Below are 26,191 nucleotides of genomic sequence, written 5' to 3' on the forward strand. Positions count from 1 at the left end.
GAGCGCTCCTTACGAGGCAGGCGGTTCGAAGCGGCCGTCGACGGCGGTCCAGCCGCCGTCCACGGCCAGTACGGAGCCGGTCACGAACGACGAAGCGTCCGAAGCGAGGTACACGACCGCTCCCGCGAGCTCGTCCGGACGCGCCCAGCGGCCCAGCGCGCCTTTCGCCGCGTAGGCGTCGTACCACTCCGGGTTGGCCTTGATCTGCGCGGTCAGCGGGGTTTCGACGACACCGGGGGCGATGGCGTTGACCCGGACACCGGACGGGCCGAACTCCGCCGCCGCCGTCCGGAGCAGCTGGACGAGCCCGGCCTTCGTCGCCGCGTACGGCCCCTGGCCCGGCTCGACGGTCGTGCCGCGGATCGACGAGAACCCGATGATGCTGCCCCGCCCCCGCGCGGCCATGCGGGTGCCGAACGCCCGCACGACGTCGAAGCTCGCACCGAGGTTCAGCGCGATGACCCGGTCGAACTCCTCGCGGGTGTACTCCGCCAGCCGCTTGCGCACGTTCGTCGCGGCGGTCAGCACGACGACGTCGACGGCTCCCAGCTCGGCCGCGGCGCGCTCGACCGCCCCGGGGGCCAGGAGGTCGATCTCGTACGGTTCCCCCACCCCCGCCTCGCGCGCGGCTTCGAGGTCACGATCCGCACAGACGACGTCAGCGCCGTGCGCGGCCAGTGCCCGCGCGGCTTCGCGGCCGATGCCGCCCGCGCCGAGCACGACGGCCCGCCGCCCGTCCAGCCGGAACAACGTCGAGTAGTTCACGGACGCAGCACCGCCATCCTCGTCACGGTCAGTTCCCCGACGGCGAACCGCGGCCCCTCACGGCCGATGCCGGAGTCCTTCACGCCGCCGTAGGGCATGGTGTCCGAGCGGAAGCCGGGCACCTCGTTGACCACGACCCCGCCGACCTCCAGCTCGTCCAACGCCCGGAACGCCGTGGTCAGCGACTTGGTGTAGACGCTGGCGTGGAGCCCGTAGCGGGACGCGTTCACCGCGGCGAACGCTTCGTCCACATCGGACACCGTCCGCAGGCAGACGACCGGGCCGAAGATCTCTTCGTCCCAGGCTTCGACGCCTTCCGGGACGTCCAGGAGGACGGTCGGGCGCAGCACGGTGCCGTCGGCACCCCCGCCGATCCGGCGGGCGCCGGACTTCTCGATCCACGCGGCGACGCGGTCGGTGGCAGCAGGGTCGATCAGCGCGGACACCCGCGTCTTCTCGTCCCGCGGATCGCCGGCGACGACCTCGTCGAGCCGCGCCAGCAGCCGTTCGGTGAACTCCTCGGCGACCGGAGCGACGACCAGGACCCGCTGCACCGAGATGCACGCCTGGCCGGACGCGTAGAACCCGCCGCGCAGCACGGCGTCCACCGCGGCGTCCAGGTCGGCGTCGTCCGCGACCACGAGGGCCGCGTTCGAGCCCAGCTCCAGCAAGGTCTTCGTCGGGGCCGCGTCCCGCGCGATGCGGTGCCCGACCGCGGCCGAGCCGGTGAAGGACACCGCGCCGATGCGGCGGTCGGTCGTCAGCGCCGCGCCCACGGCGGCGTCGCCGGTCACCAGCTGGACCATCGCCGGGATCGGCGCGGCCGCGCGGACCAGGTGCACCAGCCACAGCGTGGCCAGCGGGGTCTGCGGCGCCGGCTTGACGATCACCGGGCAGCCCGCGGCGATCGCGGGAGCGATCTTGTGCGACGCCAGCAGCAGCGGGTAGTTGAAGCCGGCGATGCCGACGACGACCCCGATCGGCTTGCGCTTCCAGAACCCGACCAGGCCGTCACCCGAAGGCAGCAGGTCGAGCGGCACGGTCTCGCCGTGCAGCCGCGACACCTCTTCGGCGGCGGCTTCCCAGGTGACGATCGTGCGCGCGACCTCGACGCGGCAGTCGACCAGCGGCTTGCCGGTCTCCAGCACGAGCAGGTTCTCGAACTCCGCACGCCGCTCCCGGACAGCGGCAGCGACGTCGTTGAGCAGCGAACGCCGAGTTCGCGAAGGCAGTGAAGCCACTTCGCGCGCGACAGCGACAGCTTCGTCGACAGCGCGGGTAGCCAGCTCCGGTGTGCCGACCGGGGCGCGGCCGACCACGCTCCCGTCGAACGGGAAAACGATTTCCGACACGTCCACAGTGGACACCCAGCCGGCACCGACCGGCAGGCCGTCCGGGTACTCAGCCATCTCCACCTCCGCTCAGCCGGGCCAGCTCCGCGCGCAGGTTCGGCGCGGCGGCCAGCAGTTCCCGGGTGTACTCGTGCTGTGGCGACTCGTAGACCTGCGCCACGTCACCCAGCTCGACGATCTCGCCGCGGCGCATCACCGCGACCCGGTCGCAGACGTGCCGGACGACGCCGAGGTCGTGCGACACGAAGATCAGCGTCAGCGCGAACCGCTCCACCAGCGAGCCGAGCAGGTCGAGGATCTGACCGCGCACGGAGACGTCGAGGGCGCTGACCGGCTCGTCGGCGATCAGCACGCTCGGGTTCGGCGCCAGCGCGCGGGCGATCGAGATCCGCTGCCGCTGACCGCCGGAGAACTGGTGCGGATAGCGCCGGGCCGCGTCGGCGGGCAGGCCGACGGCGGCGAGCAGCTCGGCGACGCGCTCGGGCTGCCGCCGGCCCAACGGCTCGGAAATGATGTCCAGCACGCGCATCCGCGGGTCGAGCGAGCCCATCGGGTCCTGGAAGACGATCTGCAGCTCCGACCGCAGAAAGCCGAGGCGGCGTTCGGGCAGGTCGTCGATGCGGCGGCCGTTGAACGACACCGTGCCTGCCGTCGGCTTGTCGAGCGCCGCCAGCAGCCGGACCAGCGTGGACTTGCCGGAGCCGGACTCGCCGACGATGCCGAACCGCTGCCCGGCTTCGACGTCGAAGGTGAGGCCGCGCAGTGCGTGAACGTCCCGCCGGGCGTACCGGCGTTCGAGGTCGCGGACTTCGATGATCATCGCCGGGCCTCCAGGTCCGAGGCGTCCAGGAGCTTGCGCGTGTAGTCGTGCTTCGGTGCCGTCAGCACTTCGCGCGTCGAGCCCGCTTCGACGATCTCGCCGTCCAGCATCACCAGCACGCGCTCACACACCGAGGCCACCACCGCGAGGTCGTGGGTGATGAACAGCAACGCGCTGTCGGCGGGCAACGACGTCTTGATCAGCGAAAGGATCTGGGCCTGCACCGTGACGTCGAGGGCGGTCGTCGGCTCGTCGCAGATGAGCAGCGACGGCTCGTTCGCCAGCGCCATCGCGAGCACCACCCGCTGCCGCTGCCCGCCGGACAGCTGGTGGGGGTACGCGCGCGCGGTGCCCGGCAGGCCCACCGCGGCCAGCAGGTCTTCGGCGCGCTGACGGCGGCCGTGGATGCGGCCGGGCTCGGTGACCTGGCGGCCGACGCGCATGGCCGGGTTCAACGCCGTCATCGGTTCCTGGAACACCATGGCCAGCTCGTCGCCGCGCAGCCGGGACAGGTCCTTTTCGGACAGTTCCAGCAGCTCGCGGTCGTGCAGGACGACCGAACCGGACGCCGGCAGCTCTTCGGGCAGGAGGCCCATGATCGCCAGCGCCGTCAGCGACTTCCCGGACCCGGACTCGCCGATCAGGCCGACGCGCTCACCGGCACCGATCTCGAACGAGACGTCCCGGACCAGCGACGAGACGCTGAGGCCGCGCACCGAGAGCGTCATCCGCGGGCCGCCAATCGGGGATCCAGGCGGTCGCGGAGGCCGTCGCCGAGGAGGTTGAAGCCGAGGACGGCGACGGCGATCGCGATGCCCGGCACCAGCGCCAGCCGCGGCTGCACGGTCAGCAGTTCCTGGGACTCCTGCAGCATCCGGCCCCAGGACGGCGTCGGCGGCCGCGTGCCGAAACCGAGGAACGACAACGCCGCCTCGGCGAGCACGGCGATCGCGAACGACACCGACGCCTGCACGATGAGCAGGCCGGAGATGTTCGGCAGCACGTGCCGCAGCGCGATGTTCAGCCGCGACCGCCCGCCTGCGCGGGCCGCCAGCACGAACTCCGTGCTCATCACCTGCAGCGTGCCGGAGCGGGCGATCCGCGCGAACGACGGGATCGTGGCGATGCCGATCGCGACCATCGCCGTCAGCGTGTCGGCCCCGAACACCGCGCCGAACATGATCGCCAGCAGCAGCGCCGGGAACGCGAGCACCAGATCGTTGACGCGCATGACGAACTCGCCCAGCCACCGCGGGGACATCCCGGCCAGGATGCCCAGCGGCGTGCCGATGACAGCGGCGATCCCGACGGCGACGACGCCGACGTACAACGTCGTCCGCGCACCGACCATGAGCTGGCTGAGCAGGTCGCGCCCGAACTTGTCGGTGCCGAACCAGTGGGACGCGCCGAAGCCGAGCAGCCGGTGGGTCGCGTCGACCTTCACCGGGTCGAACGGCGTCCACGCGAACGACAGCAGCGCGGCCAGCACCACCAGGGCGACGAGCACCGAGCCCAGGACCAGATTGCGCATCACGAACCTCGCAATCGCGGGTCCAGCACGGTGTAGAGGAGGTCGACGACGAAGTTGACCAGCAGCACGCCGACCACCAGCACCAGCACGATCCCCTGCACGGTCAGCAGGTCACGCGCGGCGACGGCGTCCAGCAGCATCGAGCCCAGCCCGGGCAGCACGAACACGCGCTCGACGACGACGGCACCGATCAGCAACGTGGCCAGCTGCAACCCGAGCACCGTGACCACCGGCACCGACGCGTTGCGCAAGCCGTGGCGCACCAAAGCCTGGCCGGGCCGGAGCCCCTTCGACCGCGCGGTGCGCAGGTAGTCCTGGCCGAGCGTGTCGAGCACCGCCGACCGGACGTACCGCGTGAGGACCGCGCCCTGCACCAGGCCGAGCGACAAGGCGGGAAGCACGAGCCCACGCGCGAACTCGCCGAAGTCCTGGTCCGGCGGCGTCCACCCGCCCGACGGCAGCCAGCGCAGCTGCACGGCGAAGATCTGTACGAGGACGATCCCGGCGAGGAACGCGGGGATCGCGACGCCGATCTGTGACAACCCCGAGACCCCCGCGCCGGACGCCTTCCGGTGCTTCACCGCGGCGAACGTCCCGGCCGGCACGGCGATCACCAGCGCCACCAGCATGCCCGCGCCGACCAGCCACAGCGTGACGCCGAGGCGGTCGAGCAGCTGCGGGCCGATGGTGTCGCGCGTGACGTACGAGCGGCCGAAGTCGCCGTGCAGCACGCCACCGATCCAGTCGAAGTACTGCGTGCCGAGCGGACGGTCGATGCCGAACTCCGCGCGCGTCTTGGCGAGCAGCTCCGGCGTCGCGTTGACGCCGAGCGCGACCTGCGCCGGATCGCCGGGCAGCACGGCCATGAACAGGAACACCACGATCGACGCGACCAGCACGCTGACCACGAAGATCGCCACCCGGCGCAGCACCCTGGCCGTCATCGCGGCGCCAGCCCGGTGAGGTCGAACGACTCGCTGACCTGGTTCCGGACGAACCCGCCGACCTTCGCCTTCGCGACGATCACGTTGGGGAACAGGAACAGCCAGTCGGCGGCCGCGTCGGTGTTCAGCTGCCGCGCCACCTGCTTCATGTCCGCGACCTGCTGCTCCGGCGTCCCGCTGTCGGCCTCGGCGAGCAGCTGCTGGACGCGCTTGCTGTCGTAGCCCCAGTAGTACTTCGGCTTCCCGAACGTCGTGATGTCGCGGGCCTCGACGTGCTGGATGATCGAGAGGTCGTAGACGTGGTCGGTGAACACCTGCTTGAGCCAGACCGCGGGGAAGTCGAGGGGCTCGATCGTGGTCCGCACGCCGACGTCGGCGAGCTGCGACTGCACGACCTGCGCCGCCGACACCGCGTACGGCAGGTTCGGGATCCGCAGGCGCAGGTTCAGGTTCGTCGTGCCGGCCTCGGCCAGCAGCGCCCTGGCCTTCGCGGGGTCGAACGGGTGGACCTGCGCAAGGTCCTCGTACCAGGGGTCGGTCGGCGGGACCATGCTGCCGATCAACGTCCCGCGGCCCGCCCACGCCGTGTCCAGCAACGCCTTCCGGTCGATCGCGAACGTCAGCGCCTGGCGCACGCGGACGTCGTTCAGCGGCGGCCGCGCGTTGTTCATGGCCAGCGTGACCTCGGAGTTCGTCGTGCCCTGGACGACCTGGAACCGGTCGTCGGCCTGGAACTGCGGGATCGAGTCGGGTGCGGTGATCGCGGAGATGACGTCGATGCCGTTGCTGTAGAGCGCGTTGTTCAGCGCGGTCGGGTCCTTGACGTACTTGAGAACCACCGTGGAGTACGCCGGTTTCCGGCCCCAGTACGCGGGATTCGCCTTGAGCACCACGGAGTCGCCGCGCTTGCGCGCCGCCACGACGTACGGCCCGGTTCCCACGGGCTTGTTCGCCAGGTCGGCGACACCGGTGGGACTGAACATCGCGCCGAGCCGGCTGGTGAGGCTGAACAGCCAGCCGTTGGACGGCTTCGAGAGCACGACCCGCGCGTGGTCCGGCGCCATGACGTCGACGTGGTCGACGACGTCCATCGTGGACTTGATCGAGATCGTCCAGTCCGTTTTCACCCGCATGAGCGAGAACTTGACGTCCTCTGCGGTGAAGGGTCCGCCGTTGCTGAACTTGACGCCCTGCTGCAGCTGGAAGTCGTAGGTCTTCCGGTCCGGGCTGATCGTCCACGACTTCGCGAGCAGCGGCACGATCCGGCCCTGCGCGTCGAGCTTCACCAGGCCTTCGTAGACGTTGTAGAGCAGAGCCTGCGGGATCGCGGCGCCGTCGGTGCGGGTGAAGTCGAAGTTCGCCGGCTCCGCCGTGAAGCCGACGGAAAGCGTGTCCGGACCAGCGGAAACGCTGGCCGACGAGCCGGCCGAGCACCCGGACACCACGAGCAGCAGCGCCGCTGCCAGCACGGGAATCCGGGCTTTCATCTGGCCTCCAGGTAGGTACACTGGTCTGACCAGTAGCCTGCACGCGACGGACGTCGAGGTCAAGGGATGCGGTTCGAAACGGTGGCTCCGGTCCGCGCGTACGAGCGGGTCGTCGAGCAGATCGAGCAGGCCGTGGTCAGCGGCGCGCTCAAGCCGGGCGAACGCCTGCCGAGCGAGCGCGAGCTGATGACGCAGTTCGGCGTGGGCCGCTCGACGGTCCGCGAAGCCCTGCGCGTGTTGCAGGCGGCCGAGATGATCCGCTCCCGGCCCGGGGACCCGCGCGGCCCGGAGGTACTGGCCGCCTCGCCCGTCGCGTTGCACCGCTCGATGCACCGGCTCGCGCGCGCCGACCACGTCGGGCTCGCCGAACTGCTGCAGTTCCGGATGATCCTCGACGGCTCGGCGCACCTCCTCGCGGCCGAGCTGCGCACCGACGAGGACCTGACCGGCCTCGACACGGCACTGGAGTCGATGCGCGAAGGCGTCTCCCGCGGCTATGCCGACTTCAGCCGCGCCGACGTCGCCTTCCACGAGGTGATCGCGCGCATCTCCCGCAACCCCCTGCTGGTGGTCAGCGAAGAAGTCGTCCGCGGAGTCGTGCTGGAACTGATCGAGGACAAGCTCGAGCACGCCAGCAACCGGACGTCGCTGATGCGCACGTGGCTCGCCCACCACGCCGAGGTGCTCGACGCGATCCGCGCGGCCGACGGCGCTGGTTCGGCGCACCTGGCCAAACAGGCGTTGTACGACAATTACGCCGATTACGTCCCCGCCGGGCAACGGCCGCTGCTCACGCCGTTGCTCCGGCCCTAAACTCGGCGAGGTGGACGCGGCGAAACGGGACGGTGTCGGCCTCGCGCTTTCCGGCGGTGGCTATCGGGCGATGCTTTTCCACGCCGGCGCGCTCTGGCGGCTCAACGAGCTCGGCTGGCTGCCGAAGCTGACCACCGTCTCCAGCGTCTCCGGCGGTTCGATCGCGGCGGGCGTGCTGGCGCACGCGTGGCAAAAGCTGTGGTTCGGCGCGGACGGCGTGGCGGAGAACTTCGGCAAGGAGGTCGTGCAGCCGATCCGGAAGCTGGCCCGCACCAACCTCGACGTGCCGGTCACGCTGAAGGCGATGTTCATGCCCTGGCGCAGTGCCGGCGAGGAACTCGCTCGCCGGTACGCGAAGCACCTCTTCGGCGACTGCTGCCTCGCCGACCTCGATCCGGCAGGCCCGCACTTCGTGTTCACCGCGACCAGCCTGCAGGACGGCTCGCTGTGGTGGTTCTTCCGGCAGCCGGGCCCGCACGGCCGGATCCCGCTCGCGACCGCGGTCGCCGCGTCGTCGGCGTTCCCGCCGATGCTCTCGCCGGTCGTGATCGACGACCCGCACCAGGCCGGCCACAAGATCGTGCTCAGCGACGCGGGCGTGTACGACAACCTCGGCTTGGACCCGATCGAGAACCAGCGGGCGACCGTCCTGGTCAGCGACGCCGGCAAGAAGATGAAGCACGAGGACAAGCCCAGGCACAACTGGCCGATGCAGCTGCTGCGGGTGCTGACGGTGATGGACAACCAGGTCCGCGAGCTGCGCACCGGCTCACTGCTGAAGTCCTACGAAGACAAGGTCTACGCCGGGACGTACTGGGCGACCTACAGCGACATCGAGCACTTCGAGCTGCCGGACGCCCTGCCCGCCCCCGTCGCGCAGACCAGACGGCTCGCCGAGACCAAGACCCGGCTGACCAGGATGTCCGAAGCGACGCAGGACCAGCTGATCAACTGGGGGTACGCGGTCTGCGACGCGGGCATGCGGCGCTGGGTGTGCCCGGAAACGACCGGGCAGCCGGAATTCCCGTACCCCGGCTCAGGCGTCGGCTAGGTTCGCGTAGACGACGATGTTGTCCTTGTAGCTGTGCTCGGCGTGGTCGAACGCACCACCGCAGGTGATCAGCCGCAGCTCCGGCTTGGCGCTGTTGCCGTAGACGGCGTCGCGCGGGAACGTGTCCTTCGGAACCTGCGTGACGTGGTCGACGACGAACTTCAGCTTCTTCCCGTCGCTGCGGTCGACGTCCACCTCGTCGCCGGGGGCGAGATCCTTGAGCTTGAAGAAGATGCCGGGCTTCTTGTCGCCGTCGACGTGCCCGAGCACGACCGCCGGGCCGACGTCACCGGGCACCGGCGAGAGCTGGTACCAGGCGGCCTGCATCGGCTTGTGCACCGACGGCACGGAAATCGAGCCGTCGGTCTTGAGGCCCACCGAGATCAGGCTGGAGTCCGCGCCGATCTTGGGGATCCGCACCGACGTCGGCCGCAGGCCCTTGAACGGCGCGGTCACCGGAACCGACGACGGCACCGATGCTGCTTTGGGGGGATCCGTCGCGGAGCCGCAGCCGGCGAGCGTCAACGCGAGGGCGAGCGCGACGGCCGCCCGGCGGACGGTCACGGGGCCGTGCCGCCGAAGCCCGTCTCGATCCCGCCCTTGGGCGCGACCTTGACCTGGGCCTTCGGTGCCGCGTTGCCAGGAGCGGCCGAGGCCGGGGTCGCCGTGGTGACCGGCGCGGTGCTCGCCACCGCGGTGGTGACCGGCGCGGTGCTCGCCGTCGCGGTGGCGACCGGCGCGGTGCTGCTGTCCGGCGGCGGCGCCTGCTCGAAGACGACCACGCCCTCGCCGTCGATGCCGTCGCAGGTCCAGCTGAACTTGCCGGTGGTCGTGCCCGGCGGCAGCTGGTCGACGCGCACGGAGTAGTGCCAGATCCGGCCGTCGGCCCCGTCCTGGTCCGGGCCGCCGGTGACGCTCAGGTACTGGGTCGCCACGTTGCCAGGCGCTCCGGCTGCGCAGTTGATGGTCAGGCTGCCTTCGCCGCCGACGCCGACGAAGCCGGCCCCGGTGTTGTCCTGGTAGTCGTCCTTCGGCGGCTCGGACGTCGCCGTGGTCGTGTCCTCGGGAGTGGTGGTCCCGGGAGTGGTGGTCGACGTGACGTCGGTCGTCGCCGGAGCCGAGGTGGTGCCGGTCGTCGTGACCGGCACCGACGATGCCGTGGTCTCGGTCGTGGTCGGAGCCGTGGTGGTGGTCGTTTCCGACGTGGCCGTGGTCGTCTCGGACGTGGGGGTCTCGTCGTCGGCCAGCGCGGCGGGCGCCGCGGCGAAGGTGATCAGCGCACCCGCGGACACGATTCCCGCGACCCGGCTCAGCGTTCTACCCACGGTGACTCCCAACGGCGGTTGACCAAGACGTCGCGACTATCGACGATTCAACCACCTGCGTTACTCCGAGAGGGCGAACGCCAGGTCGCGCCACAGGTCATCCGGGTCCTCGAGGCCGACGCTGAACCGGATCAGCCCGGGCGGCACACGCTCCTCGCCCGCCAGCCACGCCCGCCGCTCGACCAGGCTTTCGACGCCGCCGAGGCTCGTCGCCGACCGGATCAGCCGGACCGACGCGCAGCACCGGTCCGCCGTCTCGGCGTCGGCCAGCTCGAAGGCGACCATCATGCCGAAGCCCGGGTAGCGCACCCGCCGCACCGCGGGGTGCCCGGCGAGCCGCTCCGCCAGCAGCGCGGCCGTGCGGGACTGCTCCGCCAGCCGGACGGGCATGGTCCGCAGCCCCCTGAGGGCGAGCCAGGCTTCGAGGGCACCCGGCGTCGACCCGACCCTCGTCCGCGCGCCGCGCAACTCGGCCGCGACGGCCGGGTCCTTGGCCACGGTGATGCCCAGCAGCAGGTCGCTGTGCCCGCCGATGAGCTTGGTGGCGCTGTGCACGACGACGTCCGCACCCAGTTCGAGCGGCCGCTGCTGCAGGGGGGTGGCGAAGGTGTTGTCGACGACGACCCGGCCGCGCGCCGCGGCGGCGATCGGCTCGATGTCCATCACGTCGAGGGTCGGGTTGGTCGGCGATTCCAGCCAGACCAGGTCGGCCGTCGCGGCCTCGGCGACCCAGGCATCGGTGTCCGTCGGCTCGAGTTCGGTGACGGCGAGCTTGCCGAGCTTCTGCGCGTGGGCCAGCACCCCGCGCGTCACCGCGTAGCTGAACGTCGGCACGGCGACCCGCGACCCGACCGGGAGCAGGTCCAGCACCGCGGACAGCGTGGCAACCCCGGACGCGAACGCCGTCGCCTGCCCGCCTTCCAGCGCCCCGACGGCTTCTTCGAGCGCGTGCCAGGTCGGCGTCCCGTCGCCGCGCGCGTACACGAAATCGCCACCGGCCTGGTAGGTGCTGGTGGCGACGAGCGGGGTGTTCAGCGGCTCACCGGGGCCGTGCGGCCGGCCGGCGGCGATGGCCTTGGTGCGGGGCGTCCAGTCGTCCATCCGCCCAAGATAAGGGGAGGCCGGGGCACCCACGCGTCCGCGAGTGCCCCGGCCGGGCTTTCAGGGTCGGCAGCTCAGTGCGCGTACACCTCGAACTCGTACAGCGAGTAGCCGTACTTGGTGCCGCGCTGGACGCCCTGCAGCTTGACGAACCGGGCCGGGGTCGCGGCGAACGAGAGGTTGTCCTGCCCGCCGTCGCCGTCGGTCACCACGGCCGCGTCCGTCCAGTGGACGGCGTCCGGCGAGGTCTCGATCCGGTACTCCTTGCCGTACGCGGACTCCCAGTTGAGCATCACCCGCGAGACCTGCTGGACCGAACCGAGGTCGACGGTGATCGCCTGGTCGTCGCTCCAGTCACTGGCCCAGCGGGTCGAGGCGTTCCCGTCGATCGCGTTGGACGCCGGCGAGGGGTAGAAGCCGGTCTCGGCGCTGGTGGCGCTGACCGTCTTCGTCGCCGCCAGGTTCGCGACGTTGTCCCCGCGGTGCGCGGCGTATTCGACGACCTGCTGGAACGTCGGCCGGTTCTGCCAGCTGATCTTGTCCTGCGTGATGCCGCCGAGCGGGTTGTGCACGATGGTGTCGGCGCACCACTGGTCACCCGCCGAGCAGTTCGCATCACCGGGGTAGACGGCGTTCGCGGGCTGGCCGGCGGCGGTGGTCAGCGAGTCGACGAGCGCCTGGCGGCACGCGGTGACGTCGCCGCCGCCGCAGAACGTCTGCCCGAGCGGACCCGCCACCGGCTGGCCGAGCACCTGCCGGATGTCCTTGCTGACGTAACCCCACCAGCCGTACTGGAACGACGAGCCCTTGTGCGGCTGGCCGGTGTGCTGGCCGTTGCCGTTCTGCCACCCGGACGGGCTTTCGTTGATGCCGAGCACCGCGGTCATCGCGTTGTAGGCGTTGTCGCCCATGCCCGGCTTGAACTCGGCCTGGACCAGCAGCGGCCACCAGGCGTCGAAGATGCGGATCGCGTCGGCGTCCGCGTACGCCTTGCTGCCCGCCGAGGACTCGGTGCGCAGGTGACCGTGGGAGAGCCAGGTCTTGAGCTTCGCCTCGGCGTCCGCCGCCGCGCCGGTGGCCGGTGTCTTGTCGAGCACCTGCAGCAGCAGCGGCAGCACGCGCTCGGCCCGCAGGTCGGCCAGCGCCGCCTCGGACATCGCCTGGGTCAGGTTGACCCGGGTGACCTTGGTGCCACTGTTGATCAGCTGCTTCACCCGCGAGTCGAGCAGGTCGACGCGGTGCACGGCCGACTTGTCCGCACCGGCCGCGGCGTAGCCGTTGGCCTGGGCGTTGTTCCAGCTGACGTAGTAGTCCTGGTTGATCGACTGCGGGTGCTGCGACGCCGGCGTGTAGTTCGCCAGGTTGCCCGCCGGGTTCCAGCCCACCCAGTCGTGGCCCTGGTCGCCCCACACCGGCATGTTCGGGTCCACGTTGGACTGCCGCACCGGGTTGCCGCCGGAGTTGAAGTAGGCGATGTCCTTGGAGTCGGCGTAGAACCAGTTGAAGGTGTAGTTGATGTCCGCCGCGGCCTTTTGGAAGTCCTGGGCCGAGTGGACGAAGGTCGGGTCGTTAAGCTCCTGGAAGCCGATCAGCGAGTCGACTTCGTGGAAGTAGGACGACCGCAGCGCCGTGTACGCCACCGGTTTGCCGCCGACGGTCGCCCGGCTCATCACCGGGCCGTACTTGGTCCGGTAGCTCCGCAGCGTGTACGAGCCCGCCGCGGTGCCGTCGGCCACGGTCGGCTTCCAGGCGTTCTTGACCTCGATGGTGTCCATCGGGACGCACTTGCCCTGGTAGGTGTAGTAGTTCGAGTCCTTCGTCGGCGCGTTGCCGCTCGGGTCGCACAGCTGCAGCGCGTAGGTGTCGATGATGTCCTGCGCCGACGTCGTCGCGCTCCACGAGTAGTCCTGGCCGCGGCCGAGGAGCACGTACAGGCTGAGGCCCGCGAACGCCGCACCGCGGGCACTGATGCCCGGACCCTGCAGCTCCTGCAACATCAGCAGCTGCGGAGCGAAGTAGCCGGTCTGCGGGCCGAACACCGCGACCGGGTGGCCGCTGGCGGTCTTCGCGCCGGAGACGACCAGCGCGTTGGACATGCCGTGCTTCTCGCTCAGCATGTTCCCCGGTAGCACGCCGTTCTCGAACATCCCGCGGGCGGGCTCCTGCTCGGCAGGGGCAGCGACGTCCACAGTGGACGCCGTCGCGGCCGCGGCCGACCCGGTCTTGTCGAACACCACGGGCTGTGGCGTCACCGAGCCGTTGTCCGGCAGCGCCTGCCCGACCGCGTTGGCCGGCGTCTTGCCGTACGGGAAGGTCTGGCCGTCGTGGAGCGTCTTGACGGCTTCGGGGTCGTCCTCGGCGCGCAGGCTCTGCCACACCTTCTCGCCCTGGACGACGCCGTACTTCTCCTGCATCGCGAGCTTCGCGATGGCGTTCTGCACCTCACCGCCGCCGCCGGCGCCGAACTCGGCCCCGACCAGCGAGGCGAGCGCGACCAGGTCGGTCAGCTTGAACGGGTCGATCGAGCCCGCGTTGGTGATCGAGTCGATGTGCCCGGTCAGCACGTACTCGCCGGGGAAGTACCGGCCGCTGTAGGAGTCGCTGATGTACTTGTTGATGCCGTCCACGTACGCCTGCGCGTCGGCGAGGCCCTGAGCGCCCCGCGGGCCGCTGGCGGAGACCTTGTCGATCTGCTGCTGCAGCTCGGCCTCGGTGTACGGCGCGTTCGAGAAGAACTGCTGCTCGAGCTCGCGGTTGGAGGCGGCGCCACCGGCGAACGGCGAGAGCTGCCCGCGGGCGGCGTGGCGCAGCACGTCCATCAGCCACAGCCGGTCCTGCCCGGCCGCGTACCCGGCGCCGAACTCGGTGCCGGCGCGGGTGGTCCCGGTGATGTGCGGGACGCCGAGGGCCTTGTCCCGCACGATCGTGACGTCCGCACGCGGCTTCGTGGTGCTCGCCACCTGATCGGCCGGGACGCCGAACGAGGAGTCGTTGAAGTACTGGTTGATCGCGCCGGTGGTCAGCGTCTTGTAGCCGTTCGCCAGCGAGGAGTACTTCCCGAGCTGGTCGGCGGCGTGCGCCGGGCGGGTGCCGAGCAGCTTGTGCGCGAGGATTTCCGCGAGGGTGGCACTGCCCTGCTCTCCGGGCGGGAGGATGTCGCTGCACTGCCCGCCGCAGTAGTCATCGGGCGACACGGCCGCTTGCGCGGCCGGCGCGGTGACGGCGACCTGGGTGAGTCCGGCCACGAGGGCCCCCAGTGCCGTAACGGTCAGGGCGCGGATGCGACGACGCATGCCGGGCTCCCCTCAGTCCAGAAAAGTGACGAAGCGCACGCTACCCAGCAGTAGCCGAAGTGTGAAGACTTTTCGCGTTTTTCCCCTCCTTGGGTGTAGTCCGATCGGCGCAGCGTCAGGGCCGTCGGTACGGTGAGGGCCATGACCTTGGAAAAGCCCCTCATCGACCGCCCGGACGGGCCCGCTCCGGCCGAACTGGAAATCACCGACATCACCGTCGGTGACGGCACGGAAGCCACGCCGGGCAAGAGCGTCACCGTGCACTACGTCGGTGTCGCGCACTCGACCGGCGAAGAGTTCGACGCGTCCTGGAACCGCGGCGAGCCGCTGCGCTTCGGCCTCGGCGCCGGCCAGGTCATCTCCGGCTGGGACCAGGGTGTCGCGGGGATGAAGACCGGCGGCCGCCGCAAGCTGGTGATCCCGCCGCACCTGGCCTACGGCGACCGCGGCGCGGGCGGCGTGATCAAGCCGGGCGAGACCCTCATCTTCGTCGTCGACCTGGTCGGCGTGAACTGATCCCGCTGGCCGGGTGTCACCCGATGGTCCACCGGGTGACGCCCGGCCAGGGAATTCCCCGTCCGCGGCGGCGGCCCTAACGTCGAACGTCGATCACCGACTCGACGAAGGGGAAGAATGCGCCTGCGCGCCTTGCTCGCCGCTGCCGTTTTGACCATCACGACCGCCCCCGCCGCGCTGGCCGCGCCCGGGGTCGCGCACGGTTCCGACGTCCCACCCGGCCAGTTCGGGTTCGTCGCGAAGCTCGCGATGACGAAGATCCCGCGTCCGGACGGCTCGACGTACAGCAGCTACTGCACGGGTGCGCTCATCGCGCCCACCTGGGTCGTGACGACCGGTCACTGCTTCCACGACGCCCACCGCAACCGGGTCTCGGGCAAGGTCCCGTACCCGACGACGGTGACGTTGGGCCTGGTCGACGAAGCGACGGAGTCGGGCATCGCCCGCCGGGCGACCGAGGTCCTCCAGGCCGAGGAGAACGACGTGGCCCTGATCCGCCTCGACTCCCCGGTGACCACGGTGCCGCCTCTGACGGTGGATCGCACGCCCCCGAAGATCGGCCGACGGTTGACCTTGGCGGGCTGGGGCAGCCTCACGGGCACGGATCCCCGGCCGGCCACCCGCCTCCAGCAGGGCACGGTGACGATCGCGAAGGTGGACGCAACGACCCTGGGCGTCCGCGGCGAGTCCCCCGAAACGACGACGAGCGCCTGCACCTACGACTCGGGAGCCCCCTACTTCACCGGCACCGAGCTGGTCGCCCTGGAAGCAACGGGCCCGAACTGCCCCCACGCGGGCATCGAGACAACAAGCCGGGCGGACGTCCTAGCCACCTGGCTCACCACCCACACGGCGTAACTTCGCCCAAGCGAACAGAGGTGACATAGCCCACGAGCCGTCAAAGCGGCCCACAAGCCGCCCACGGGTGCCTCTCCCGGCACCTCCCGGCGCCTCCCGGTACCTCCCCGGCTCCCGCTGGAAGGTGACGGGAGGCACCGTGGGGGGTCCGGGGGGCTCGGCCCCCCGGGAGAAGCAGGGCCAACGGGAAAGGGCCCCGATCGCGCTAGCGATCGGGGCCCTGAACAGCGTGGGCGAGGAGGGAGTTGAACCCTCACGTCCTTTCGGACACACGGACCTGAACCGTGCGCGTCTGCCATTCCGCCACTCGCCCGAGCGCTTCCTTGCTTCAGCGATGAGAAGACTATCAGGTGGTTTCCACGGGTTTCACCGGGGGCCGTGTCGAGGCTCGCCCACCCGGATAGGATCGGTGCGGAAGCACACGTGTGAGGAGGTTTTCCCCGGTGGGCCGCGCCGAACGATTTGACAGGCGACTCGAGAACCTGGTGGGGAACACTTTCGCGCGCATGTTCGGTGGCAATGTCGTCACGCAGGAAGTGGCGATCGCCCTGGAGCGGGAGAGTGAGGAGAACGTTCGTGAGCTGGCAGGCGGTCGGCAGCTCGCCCCGAATCACTACATCGTGTCGTTGGGGACGGCTGACCACGAGCGCATGGCCGGTGACGAGCAACGCGTCACTCAGGTGCTGGCCAAGGCGGTGGCGGAACACCTCGCCGCCGAAGGCCTGGACACCTATGGTGACGTCGTCGTATCACTCGAGCGCAACGAGGCGCTGCATACTGGACAGTTCAAGACCCGTTCGTCCGTCGATCCCGACGCCCGCCCCTCAGGCGCCGGTTCACCGCGGTCGGCACGACCCAGCAACGCAGGAGACCCAGCAATGAGCCAGCCCCCCGGCTACGGCCAATACGACCAGGGTGACCCGTACGGCCAGCAGGGCCAGTACGGCTACGGACAGCAGGGTGGCCAGCAGCCCGGGTACGACCAGGGTTACGGCCAGCAGGGTGGATACGACCAGTACGGCGCCCAGCAGCCGGGTGGTGGTTACGACCAGTACGGTCAGCCGCAGGGTGGGGGGTACGAGCAGGGCGGCTACCAGCAGCAGCCGCCGCCTCCCCCGGGCGGCGGTTACGACCAGGGTGGCTACGCGCAGCCCCAGGGTGGCGGCTACGAGCAGGGCGGCTACCAGCAGCCCCAGGGTGGCGGCTACGACCAGGGTGGCTACGCCCAGCCGCAGGGCGGTGGCTACGAGCAGGGCGGCTACCAGCAGCCCGGCTACGACCAGTACGGCCAGCAGCAGCAGGGCGGCTACGACCAGTACGGCCAGCAGCAGCAGGCGTACGGCCAGCCGGCCGCGGACCCGTACGCCCAGCAGCAGGGCGGCTACGGCCAGCCCGCGCCGGGCCGCCAGCTCGCGGCGAGCCTCCAGCTGGACGACGGCTCGAACCGGACGTACTCGCTGAAGCAAGGCGGGAACGTGGTGGGCCGGGGCCAGGACGCGGACTTCCGCCTGCCGGACACCGGTGTTTCGCGTCGTCACCTGGAGATCACCTGGGACGGCCAGAGCGCCACGCTCGCCGACATCGGCTCGACCAACGGCACGACCGTGAACGGCACCCCGGTCCAGACCTGGCAGCTCGCCGACGGCGACGTCATCCGGGTGGGTCATTCGTCCCTCGTGTTCCGTACACAGGGCTGACTCGGGACCCGGAATACTGTTCCCGCAGAATTGACGTGCGGGGGGACCGCGGCGTACCCGCGTCGCGGCTGCGCGGAAGAGTCGGGAGCGGACACACCAAGTGCCAGAGCTGGTCGTACAACTCACCAGGGTGGGCTTCCTCGTGCTGCTCTGGCTCTTCGTGTTCGCCGCGCTCAGAGTCGTCCGTTCGGACCTCTACGCGGCGTCCGGCATGCGCGTCCAGGTGCCGACCTTCGGGCGCAAGAAGGAGAAGAAGCCGCGCAACAGCAAGTCGCCGCAGCAGCTCCTCGTGACCCACGGCGCGCTGGCCGGGACACGCATCGCGCTCGACGGCAGGCCGATCCTGATCGGCCGCGCCGACGACTCCACACTGGTCCTCGACGACGACTACGCGTCGACCCGGCACGCACGGATCGCGCAGCGCGGTGAGGACTGGTACGTGGAAGATCTGGGCTCGACGAACGGCACCTACCTGGACCGGGCTAAGGTCACTGCACCCCTCCGGGTCCCGCTCGGAGTCCCCATCCGGATCGGCAAGACGGTGATCGAGCTTCGCCCATGACTCTCGTCCTCCGCTACGCAGCCCGCAGCGACCGGGGCCTGGTGCGTTCGAGCAACCAGGACTCCGTGTACGCCGGCCCTCGCCTGCTCGCGCTCGCCGACGGCATGGGTGGGCACGCGGCGGGTGAAGTGGCCAGCAAGGTCGTCATCGCCTCCCTCGCCCCGCTCGACGACGACGAACCGCGCGACGACCTGCTCGCCCAGCTGCGCGAAGCGGTGGCGAACGGCAACGCCGCGATCGCCGAGCTCGTCTCGCAGGACCCCGACCTCGACGGCATGGGCACCACGCTCACCGCGGTGCTGTTCGCCGGCACCCGGCTGGGGCTGGTGCACGTCGGCGACTCGCGGGCGTACCTGCTCCGCGGCGGTCAGTTCGCGCAGATCACGCGCGACGACAGCTTCGTCAACGAACTCCTGGAACAGGGCCGGATCACGCCCGAGGAAGCGGCGGTGCACCCCCAGCGGTCGCTGTTGCTCAAGGCGCTCACCGGGCACGAGGTCGAGCCCAGCTTGACCGTGCGCGAGGCGCGTTCCGGTGACCGGTACCTGATTTGCTCGGACGGCCTGTCCGGCATGGTCAGCGACGAGACGCTGGCCGAAGCCGTGCAGATCCCGGACCCGCAGCGGTGCGCGGACCGGATGATCGAGCTGGCGCTCAAGGGCGGCGGCACGGACAACGTCACGGTGATCATCGCCGACGTGGTCGACGTCGACTTCGGCGAGGACGCGCCCATCGTGGGCGGCGCCGCCGGGGACGGCAGCGACGAGCTGCACCAGGGCGACTCCCCCGCGGCGCGCGCGAGGGCGCTGACCCAGCCGCCGCCGCAGCAGCGTCCGGACCTGCCCCAGCCGCAGGAAGACCCGAAGGCCCGGCGCCGGAAGCGGTTCCGCTGGCTGGCCGGCGCGCTCGTGGTTCTCGTGGTGCTCGCCGCGGCGGCCATCGCGACCCGCTACTTCGTGCTGAGTCAGTACTATGTCGGCGAGGGAGCGGACGGGGAGGTCGTGATCTACCGCGGCGTCCCCGGCAGCATTCTCGGCATCGACCTGCACGCCTACGAGCAGGGCTCCTGCCCCCCCAGCCAGGTGTGCACGGACAAGCTGCGCGTCACCCAGCTCCAGGAAGACGCGCGGCTGGCCGTGCAGAACGGCGTCAAGAGGGACAACCTCGACGACGCCCGGAAGTACATCGATGACTTCCTGCAGCTGCGCAAACGCCTGAACACGTGCGCGCCGGCGGGCGGTCAGCCGTCCGCGACGCCGAGCCCTTCGGTCACGCCGACGACGACTCCGTCGGCTCCGGCCGGCTCGACCGCTCCCTCGTCGGCGAACCAGCCAGCGGGGAGGGACTGCTCGACGCCGAGTTCGACGGCACCGACGAACGGAGGCGGTAACTGATGAGCCAGTCTGCCGCGCGCGCCGCCGAACCGCTCGCCGCGCAGTTCCAGACGAACCCGCCGCGCGAGGTCCCGACCCGCCGCAACACCGAACTGGTGCTGCTGGGCTTCGCCACGGTCATCGTCACCATCGCGCTGGTCCTGGTGGAGGCGAACCAGGAGCAGGAGCTCACCGCCTCGATCATCTGGCTCGGCCTGGCCTACCTCGGGGTGCTGACCGGCGCGCACCTGGCCGTCCGCAAGTGGGCGCCGTACGCCGATCCCGTGCTGCTCCCCTGCGTCGCGCTGCTGAACGGCATCGGGCTGGTGATGATCCACCGGATCGACCTGGCGCTGGCCGAACGCGCCACGCAGCAGGGCAAGGACTACACGCCCGCCGTCACCGCGCAGGTGCTGTTCACGGTCATCTCACTGGTGTTCTTCGTCGTCGTGCTGATCGTGGTGAACGACCACCGCACGCTGACCCGCTACGGCTACACCGCGGGCCTGATCGGGATCGTCGCGCTGGCGCTGCCCGCCCTGCTCCCGTCGAGCCTGTCCGAGGTCAACGGCGCCAAGGTGTGGCTGAAGCTGCCGTTCTTCTCGATCCAGCCGGGCGAGTTCGCGAAGATCCTGCTGATGATCTTCTTCGCTTCGTTCCTGGTGTCGAAGCGGGACCTGTTCATGGTGGCGGGCAAGAAGCTCGTCGGGGTCGAGCTGCCGCGCGCCCGCGACCTCGGCCCGATCCTGATCGCCGCGTTCGTCTGCATCGGCGTCCTGGTGTTCGAGAAGGACCTCGGCACGTCGCTGCTGTTCTTCAGCGTCATCCTGGTGATGCTGTACGTCGCGACCGAGCGGGCCATCTGGGTCGTCCTGGGGCTCAGCTTCTTCGCCGTCGGCTGCGTGATCGCGTACAAGCTCTTCACGCACGTCCAGCAGCGCGTGGCGAACTGGCTGGACCCGCTGGCCACCTACGACCAGGCCGGCGGCGGTTACCAGCTCGCGCAGGGCCTGTTCGGGCTCGGCACCGGTGGCGTCGGCGGCACCGGGCTCGGCGCCGGCCGGCCGGACATGGTGCCCGAGGCCAACACCGACTTCATCACCGCGTCGATCGGCGAGGAGCTCGGCTTCATCGGGCTGGCCGCGGTGCTGATGCTGTACTTGATGGTCGCCATGCGCGGCATGCGGAGCGCGCTCGCCGTGCGCGACACGTTCGGCAAGCTGCTCGGCGGCGGGCTCGCGTTCACCATGGTCATGCAGATCTTCGTCGTCGTCGGCGGAGTCACGAAACTCATCCCGGAGACCGGTATCACCGCCCCCTTCCTGTCCAAGGGTGGTTCGTCGCTGCTCGCGAACTACATCCTGGTCGCGCTGCTGCTCCGCATCTCCGACGCGGCCCGCAAGCCCACCTCGCGCCCGAAGCCGCAGCAGCAGCCGCAGGCACCGATCGCGGAAGCGCACACCGTGCTCGTGCAGCGTCCACCGGCGGACGGGGGCGCGCAGGCATGAACACGCCGCTCCGCAAGGTCGGCATGGCGATGCTCGTCATGGTCGTCCTGCTGCTGGCCAACGCCACGTACATCCAGGTGGTGAAGGCCGACGACTACCGCACCGACTCGCGCAACGCCCGGGTGCTCTACGACGAGTTCGCCCGCCAGCGCGGCAAGATCGTGTCGCAAGCCAACGGCGAGGTGCTGGCCGGCATCGACCCGTCGAACGACAAGTACAAGTACAAGCGGACCTACGCCGACGGCCCGATGTACGCGCCGGTCACCGGCTACTACTCGATCAACTACGGCGCCGGCGGGCTGGAGCGCGCCGAGGACGACGTCCTCAACGGCTCCGACCCGCGGCTGTTCGTGCGGCGGCTGTCGGACATGGTCACCGGCCGGGACCCCAGCGGCGGCAACGTCCGGCTGACCATCGACCCGGCCGTGCAGAAGGCCGCGTACGACCTGATGACGCAGAAGGGCTACACCGGCGCCGTCGTCGCCTTGGAGCCCAAGACCGGCCGGATCCTGGCGATGGTGTCGACGCCGTCGTACGACCCGAACCAGCTCGCTTCGCACACGTCGAAGGCGCAGACCGACGCCTGGAACGCGAACAACAAGGACCCGAAGAAGCCCATGCTGAACCGGGCGATCTCCGAGACCTACCCGCCGGGTTCGACGTTCAAGCTGGTCACCGCGGCGGCCGCGCTCGAGGACGGCAAGGGCCCGGACACCCCGGTCAGCACGGCGTCGAACACCAAGCTGCCGAGCACGAGTGTCACGCTCGAGAACTACGCGGGCGAAACGTGCCCCGGCAACACCTTCAAGGACGCGCTCGCGCACTCGTGCAACGTGCCGTTCGCGGAGTTCGCCGGCCAGCTGGGCCCGGACAAGATGAAGAAGACGGCGGCGAACTTCGGCATCGGGCAGACCGACCTGACCGTGCCGATGAAGGTCGCCCCGTCGACGGTCGGCCCGCTCGACTCGCAGGGCGCGCTGTACCAAAGCGGCATCGGCCAGCGCGACGTCCGGATCACCCCGCTGCAGGACTGCTTGCTCGCGGCCACCGTGGCCAACGGCGGGATGGCGATGAAGCCCCAGCTGGTGCAGTCGGTGCTGGCGCCGGACCTGTCGACCATCGAGGACTACAGCCCCACCGAGCTCACCGGCACCGCGGCGCTTTCGTCGTCGAACGCCGCGATCCTCAAGGACATGATGATCGCTTCCGAGAGCTTCACCGCGGGCGGCGGCAAGCGCCCGGACATCCAGATCGCGTCGAAGACCGGCACCGCCGAGCACGGCACGGACTCCAAGAACACCGCCCCGCACGCGTGGTACACCGCCTTCGCCCCGGCGAACGACCCTCAGATCGCGGTCGCCGTGATCGTCGAAGACGGCGGCAACCGCGGGCTGGCCGCGACGGGCGGCAAGGTCGCCTCCGAAATCGGCCGTGCGGCCATCAACGCGAAGCTCGGGGGTGGATAGCGCATGCTGTCCTCCGGTCAGCTGCTGGCCGACCGCTACAAGCTGACGAGCCGGATCGCCGTCGGCGGGATGGGTGAGGTCTGGCAGGCCAGCGACACCCGGCTCGACCGGACCGTGGCCGTCAAGATCCTCAAGGCCGAACTCTCCGGCGACGCCGAATTCCTCCACCGCTTCCGCACCGAAGCGCGGATGACGGCGTCGCTGAACCACCCCGGCATCGCCGCGGTGCACGACTACGGCGAAACCATCTTCGACGGCGACCTGCCGATCGCGTACCTGGTGATGGAGCTCGTCGACGGCGACCCGCTGGCCGGCTTGCTGGCCAAGCACGGGCGGCTGTCGGCGGAGTTCACGCTCGACATGCTCGAGCAGGCGGGCAACGCGCTGCAGGCCGCGCACTCCCACGGCCTGGTCCACCGGGACGTCAAGCCGGGCAACATCCTGGTGACGTCGGCGGGCCAGGTGAAGATCACCGACTTCGGCGTGGCGAAGGCGGCCGACGCGGCCCCGGTCACCCGGTCCGGCATGGTCATGGGCACGGCGCACTACATCGCGCCGGAGCAGGCGCTCGGGCAACCGGCCGAGCCGGCGTCCGACGTCTACTCGCTGGCGGTGTGCGGCTACGAATGCCTCGCCGGGCACCGGCCGTTCCTGTCGGAGAACGCCGTGACGGTCGCGATGATGCACATCCGCGACATCGCCCCGCCACTGCCGCCGGACGTGCCACCCGCGGCGCGTGCGGTGATCGAGGCGACCCTGGTCAAGGATCCGCGGCAGCGCTACAACAACGGCGGCGAGTTCGCGGCCGCGGTCGCCGCGGTCCGTGCCGGGCTGCCGCTGCCGACGCCGTCCGGGCTGGTCAACGCGGCGTACGCGACCGGGCAGCAACCCCAGCAGCCGCAACATCAACAGCAGCAGCAGCCGCCGCCACCGTCGATGCCGGTGCCCGTGCCGCCGCAGCAGATGCACCAGCCGATGCCGGTCGGCCCGCCGTCCCCCGCGATGAACCCGATGCCCGTCATCGGCCCGCCGTCCCGGCCCGCCCCGCGCCAGGTCATGCTGCCGGCACCGCGGAAGAAGACCCAGTGGGGCTGGTGGGCACTTCTCGCGGTGATCCTGCTCGTTGTCCTGGTGGCGGGCATCGTGCTGGTGGCGAAGATGATCGGCGCCGGCGGCTCGACGCCGCGCAGCGGCCAGTCGACGAGTGAGGTGTTCCCGGGTAGACAGGCGCCCGTGGAGGGACCGACCGCTTCGAGCGCCGGTGCGGCGACCACTCCCGGCACCACCGACGATGGCCAGCAAGGCATCATGACCACACCTTGGACGGAATGGAACGGCACCCAGAGATGAGCACACCCAGACTGCTCTCCAACCGGTACGAGCTGGGCGAGACGCTCGGCTACGGAGGCATGTCCGAGGTCCATCACGGCCACGACGTGCGTCTCGGCCGGGAAGTCGCGATCAAGATCCTCCGTGCCGACCTCGCCAGGGACCCGCAGTTCCAGGAGCGCTTCCGCCGGGAGGCGCAGAACGCCGCCGCGCTGAACCACCCGGCGATCGTCGCGGTCTACGACACCGGTGAGGCGAACACCGACTTCGGGCCGTTGCCGTACATCGTCATGGAGTACGTCGAAGGCCGGACGCTGCGCGACATCGTCAAGACCGAGGGTCCGATGTCGCAGAAGCGGGCGATGGAGGTCATGGCCGACGTATGCGCGGCGCTGGACTTCTCGCACCGCCACGGCATCGTGCACCGCGACGTCAAGCCGGCCAACGTGATGATCACGAAGAACGGCGCGGTCAAGGTGATGGACTTCGGCATCGCGCGCGCGATGCACGACGGCCAGTCCGCCATGACCCAGACGGCCGCGGTGATCGGCACGGCGCAGTACCTGTCGCCGGAGCAGGCCCGCGGCGAGTCGGTCGACGCGCGTTCCGACGTCTACGCCGCCGGTTGCGTGCTGTACGAGCTGATCACCGGCGAGCCGCCGTTCACCGGGGACTCCCCGGTCGCGGTGGCCTACCAGCACGTCCGGGAAGACCCGAAATCGCCGTCCTCGGTGAACCCGGCGGTGGCTCCGGAGCTGGACGCGGTCGTGCTGAAGGCGCTGGCCAAGGGCCCGGCGAACCGCTACCAGTCGGCGGCGGAGATGCGCTCGGACCTGGTGCGCACCCTCTCGGGTCAGCGCCCGGTGGCGCCGATGGTGATGTCCGAAGACGAGCGCACGCAGGTGATGAACGCCGACCGGCGGCAGCCGCAGCGCTACGACGAGTACAGCGAGCCGGACGACGAAGACCCGAAGGCCAAACGCCGGCGTCGCACGATCCTGGCCGCGGTGGCCGCTGTGTTCGTGCTGGGCGCGGTGCTGCTGATCATGTGGCTGGCGGGCTCGTTCAAGAGCAACGACGCGACGCTGGTGGCGGTCCCGGACGTGCTGCACCTGACCGTGCCCCAGGCCCGGGAGACGTTGAACAACAAGGGTTTCAACGGCACGATCGAGCAGAAGCAGGTGACGTGCGGAGGGGTGCAGCCGACCGACGGCAGCCCCCAGTGCGGCCAGGACGACATCACCCGGGTCATCAAGATCGACCCGTCGGTCGGGACGCAGGTCGCGACGAGCCAGAAGATCACGCTGTACGTCGGCGTGGCGCCGGGCAAGGCGAGCGTGCCGGACCTCAAGGGCAAGAGCAAGGACGATGCCGAGAAGGCCTTGACCGACGCGAAGCTGACGCTCGACCCGAACGTCGGCCAGGTCGAGGTCGACGACCCGAACCAGGCCGGCCTGGTGCAGGAGCAGAACCCGGCGGCTTCGACCGAGGTCGCCGAGGGCAGCAGCGTGAAGATCACGGTGGGCAAGTCGAAGCAGCTCAAGACGGTCACCGACTTCACCGGCAGGCCCTACTCGCAGGCCAAGGCGGCATTGGAAGGCCAGGGCTTCAAGACGAAGAAGACCGAACAGGCGTCGGACACGGTGCCGAAGGACTCGGTCATCACCCAGAACCCGAACGGCGGTCAGCTGGCGATCGGTGAGGTCATCACGCTGACCGTGTCGACGGGTCCGGAGACCCAGACCCAGATCGAGATGCCGCAACTGGTCGGCATGCCCGTCGACGAAGCGCAGCAGAAGCTGCAGAGCATGGGCTGGACAGGCACCCTGACGCAGCAGTCCGACCGGGGCAGCAGGCAGCCGGAAGGCACGGTCACCAAGCAGAGCGTCAAGGCGGGTAGCCAGATCGCCAAGGACCAGCCCATCACCGTGCAGGTATCGGAAGGCAACGGCGGCGGCATCACGATCCCGACGGGTCCGACATCGCCTTCTGGCTCACCCTGACCGATCTCGCGCTGACAGATCGCGAAAGGCCCGCACGGTTCGCCGTGCGGGCCTTTTCCGTCGTTCAGGCCTTGTCGAGGAATCCTTGGACGGCCCCGAGAACTTGCTCGGCGTCGCTCGCGGTACCGAAGTCCAGCTGGAGTTCCTCCGCGGCGCCCGAGCGTTTGACCTTCAGGGAGACGCGGGATTCCCGGCCCCGCGTCAGCCACCCGAAGAGCGAGCGGCAGAAGACACCGGCGGAGTTGCTCGAGACGCCGACCACGACGGCGTCGAAGACTTGGACGCGGCCACGGAGCTCGTCTTCGCCACGCAACCACGCGGCGAGCGCCGGAAGCTCATCGGCGGAATTTGGCACGGTGATCGCGACGATCCCAGCCGTCACCCGATCTCCCTTCGC

23 protein-coding genes and 1 tRNA gene are annotated in these 26,191 nt (G+C 70.2%); 11 read left to right on the plus strand and 13 right to left on the minus strand.

From position 1 onward, the window contains the following. Positions 1–9: 9 nt before the first annotated feature. Genes AB0F15_RS27060 through AB0F15_RS27090 form a run of 7 tightly spaced genes read right to left on the minus strand, consistent with a single transcriptional unit; the run spans position 10 to position 6,899 of the window. Positions 10–765, minus strand: a complete 756-nt coding sequence (locus AB0F15_RS27060; RefSeq protein ID WP_360275825.1) for an SDR family oxidoreductase — start codon at positions 763–765, stop codon at positions 10–12. Next, on the minus strand, positions 762–2,174 hold the full coding sequence (locus tag AB0F15_RS27065; protein ID WP_360275828.1) for an aldehyde dehydrogenase family protein: 1,413 nt from the start codon (positions 2,172–2,174) through the stop codon (positions 762–764). Before AB0F15_RS27065 ends, AB0F15_RS27060 begins: the two co-directional genes overlap by 4 nt. Beyond that, positions 2,167–2,937, minus strand: coding sequence for an ATP-binding cassette domain-containing protein (locus AB0F15_RS27070; RefSeq protein WP_360275831.1), 771 nt, complete (start codon positions 2,935–2,937; stop codon positions 2,167–2,169). The genes AB0F15_RS27065 and AB0F15_RS27070 overlap by 8 nt, the downstream gene beginning before the upstream one ends. Then, positions 2,934–3,665 carry an ABC transporter ATP-binding protein gene (locus tag AB0F15_RS27075; protein WP_360275834.1) on the minus strand — a complete coding sequence of 244 codons (732 nt, stop codon included), beginning with the start codon at positions 3,663–3,665 and terminating at the stop codon, positions 2,934–2,936. Before AB0F15_RS27075 ends, AB0F15_RS27070 begins: the two co-directional genes overlap by 4 nt. Continuing rightward, on the minus strand, positions 3,662–4,468 hold the full coding sequence (locus tag AB0F15_RS27080; protein WP_360275837.1) for an ABC transporter permease: 807 nt from the start codon (positions 4,466–4,468) through the stop codon (positions 3,662–3,664). Before AB0F15_RS27080 ends, AB0F15_RS27075 begins: the two co-directional genes overlap by 4 nt. Next, positions 4,468–5,412, minus strand: coding sequence for an ABC transporter permease (locus AB0F15_RS27085; RefSeq protein WP_360275839.1), 945 nt, complete (start codon positions 5,410–5,412; stop codon positions 4,468–4,470). Before AB0F15_RS27085 ends, AB0F15_RS27080 begins: the two co-directional genes overlap by 1 nt. Next, positions 5,409–6,899 carry an ABC transporter substrate-binding protein gene (locus AB0F15_RS27090; RefSeq protein ID WP_360275842.1) on the minus strand — a complete coding sequence of 497 codons (1,491 nt, stop codon included), beginning with the start codon at positions 6,897–6,899 and terminating at the stop codon, positions 5,409–5,411. Before AB0F15_RS27090 ends, AB0F15_RS27085 begins: the two co-directional genes overlap by 4 nt. 66 nt (positions 6,900–6,965) lie before the next feature. Here AB0F15_RS27090 and AB0F15_RS27095 point away from each other — a divergent pair, with 66 nt between their 5' ends. Further along, positions 6,966–7,712: a FadR/GntR family transcriptional regulator gene (locus AB0F15_RS27095; protein WP_360275845.1), complete on the plus strand. Its 747-nt coding sequence runs from the start codon at positions 6,966–6,968 to the stop codon at positions 7,710–7,712. A 10-nt stretch (positions 7,713–7,722) separates the two neighbouring features. Further along, entirely contained in the window at positions 7,723–8,763 is a 1,041-nt protein-coding gene (locus tag AB0F15_RS27100; RefSeq protein ID WP_360275847.1) for a patatin-like phospholipase family protein, read from the plus strand. On the opposite strand, the gene AB0F15_RS27105 is transcribed toward AB0F15_RS27100, so the two are convergent. The 4 genes from AB0F15_RS27105 to AB0F15_RS27120 all read right to left on the minus strand — a co-directional run bounded on the left by AB0F15_RS27105 (position 8,749) and on the right by AB0F15_RS27120 (position 14,482). After that, positions 8,749–9,327: a class F sortase gene (locus tag AB0F15_RS27105; RefSeq protein ID WP_360275850.1), complete on the minus strand. Its 579-nt coding sequence runs from the start codon at positions 9,325–9,327 to the stop codon at positions 8,749–8,751. The genes AB0F15_RS27100 and AB0F15_RS27105 overlap by 15 nt on opposite strands. Next, positions 9,324–10,088: a hypothetical protein gene (locus tag AB0F15_RS27110; RefSeq protein ID WP_360275853.1), complete on the minus strand. Its 765-nt coding sequence runs from the start codon at positions 10,086–10,088 to the stop codon at positions 9,324–9,326. The genes AB0F15_RS27105 and AB0F15_RS27110 overlap by 4 nt, the downstream gene beginning before the upstream one ends. Before the next feature lie 60 nt (positions 10,089–10,148). Next, positions 10,149–11,189, minus strand: coding sequence for a PLP-dependent transferase (locus AB0F15_RS27115; protein WP_360275856.1), 1,041 nt, complete (start codon positions 11,187–11,189; stop codon positions 10,149–10,151). Positions 11,190–11,263: 74 nt separating this feature from the next. Further along, a complete protein-coding gene (locus AB0F15_RS27120; protein WP_360275860.1) occupies positions 11,264–14,482 on the minus strand; it encodes a penicillin acylase family protein in 3,219 nt (1,072 codons plus the stop codon). A 141-nt stretch (positions 14,483–14,623) separates the two neighbouring features. Here AB0F15_RS27120 and AB0F15_RS27125 point away from each other — a divergent pair, with 141 nt between their 5' ends. Further along, positions 14,624–14,998: an FKBP-type peptidyl-prolyl cis-trans isomerase gene (locus AB0F15_RS27125; protein WP_360275863.1), complete on the plus strand. Its 375-nt coding sequence runs from the start codon at positions 14,624–14,626 to the stop codon at positions 14,996–14,998. Positions 14,999–15,115: 117 nt separating this feature from the next. Continuing rightward, complete coding sequence (locus tag AB0F15_RS27130) at positions 15,116–15,856, plus strand: trypsin-like serine protease (protein ID WP_360275866.1); 741 nt, start codon at positions 15,116–15,118, stop codon at positions 15,854–15,856. 230 nt (positions 15,857–16,086) lie between these two features. Here the strand turns inward: AB0F15_RS27130 and AB0F15_RS27135 are convergent. Beyond that, a tRNA-Leu gene (locus AB0F15_RS27135) sits at positions 16,087–16,169 on the minus strand. A gap of 130 nt (positions 16,170–16,299) precedes the next feature. Here AB0F15_RS27135 and AB0F15_RS27140 point away from each other — a divergent pair. The 7 genes from AB0F15_RS27140 (at position 16,300) to pknB (ending at position 25,794) form a co-directional block, all read left to right on the plus strand. Then, a complete protein-coding gene (locus AB0F15_RS27140; protein ID WP_360275869.1) occupies positions 16,300–17,553 on the plus strand; it encodes a DUF3662 and FHA domain-containing protein in 1,254 nt (417 codons plus the stop codon). 100 nt (positions 17,554–17,653) lie between these two features. After that, entirely contained in the window at positions 17,654–18,115 is a 462-nt protein-coding gene (locus AB0F15_RS27145; RefSeq protein WP_003079002.1) for an FHA domain-containing protein, read from the plus strand. Then, positions 18,112–19,509, plus strand: a complete 1,398-nt coding sequence (locus tag AB0F15_RS27150; protein ID WP_360275871.1) for a PP2C family serine/threonine-protein phosphatase — start codon at positions 18,112–18,114, stop codon at positions 19,507–19,509. The genes AB0F15_RS27145 and AB0F15_RS27150 overlap by 4 nt, the downstream gene beginning before the upstream one ends. Next, complete coding sequence (locus AB0F15_RS27155; protein ID WP_360275874.1) at positions 19,509–20,996, plus strand: FtsW/RodA/SpoVE family cell cycle protein; 1,488 nt, start codon at positions 19,509–19,511, stop codon at positions 20,994–20,996. The genes AB0F15_RS27150 and AB0F15_RS27155 overlap by 1 nt, the downstream gene beginning before the upstream one ends. Next, complete coding sequence (locus AB0F15_RS27160; protein ID WP_360275877.1) at positions 20,993–22,462, plus strand: penicillin-binding protein 2; 1,470 nt, start codon at positions 20,993–20,995, stop codon at positions 22,460–22,462. Before AB0F15_RS27155 ends, AB0F15_RS27160 begins: the two co-directional genes overlap by 4 nt. A gap of 3 nt (positions 22,463–22,465) precedes the next feature. Then, positions 22,466–23,812 carry a serine/threonine-protein kinase gene (locus AB0F15_RS27165; RefSeq protein WP_360275880.1) on the plus strand — a complete coding sequence of 449 codons (1,347 nt, stop codon included), beginning with the start codon at positions 22,466–22,468 and terminating at the stop codon, positions 23,810–23,812. Further along, positions 23,809–25,794: a Stk1 family PASTA domain-containing Ser/Thr kinase gene (gene pknB, locus AB0F15_RS27170; RefSeq protein WP_360275883.1), complete on the plus strand. Its 1,986-nt coding sequence runs from the start codon at positions 23,809–23,811 to the stop codon at positions 25,792–25,794. Before AB0F15_RS27165 ends, pknB begins: the two co-directional genes overlap by 4 nt. A gap of 64 nt (positions 25,795–25,858) precedes the next feature. On the opposite strand, the gene AB0F15_RS27175 is transcribed toward pknB, so the two are convergent. Continuing rightward, a complete protein-coding gene (locus AB0F15_RS27175) occupies positions 25,859–26,176 on the minus strand; it encodes a hypothetical protein (protein ID WP_360275886.1) in 318 nt (105 codons plus the stop codon). Positions 26,177–26,191 lie beyond the last annotated feature (15 nt).

Origin of the sequence: Amycolatopsis sp. NPDC026612, from assembly GCF_040638285.1 — a bacterium.
Taxonomy (GTDB): Bacteria; Actinomycetota; Actinomycetes; order Mycobacteriales; family Pseudonocardiaceae; genus Amycolatopsis.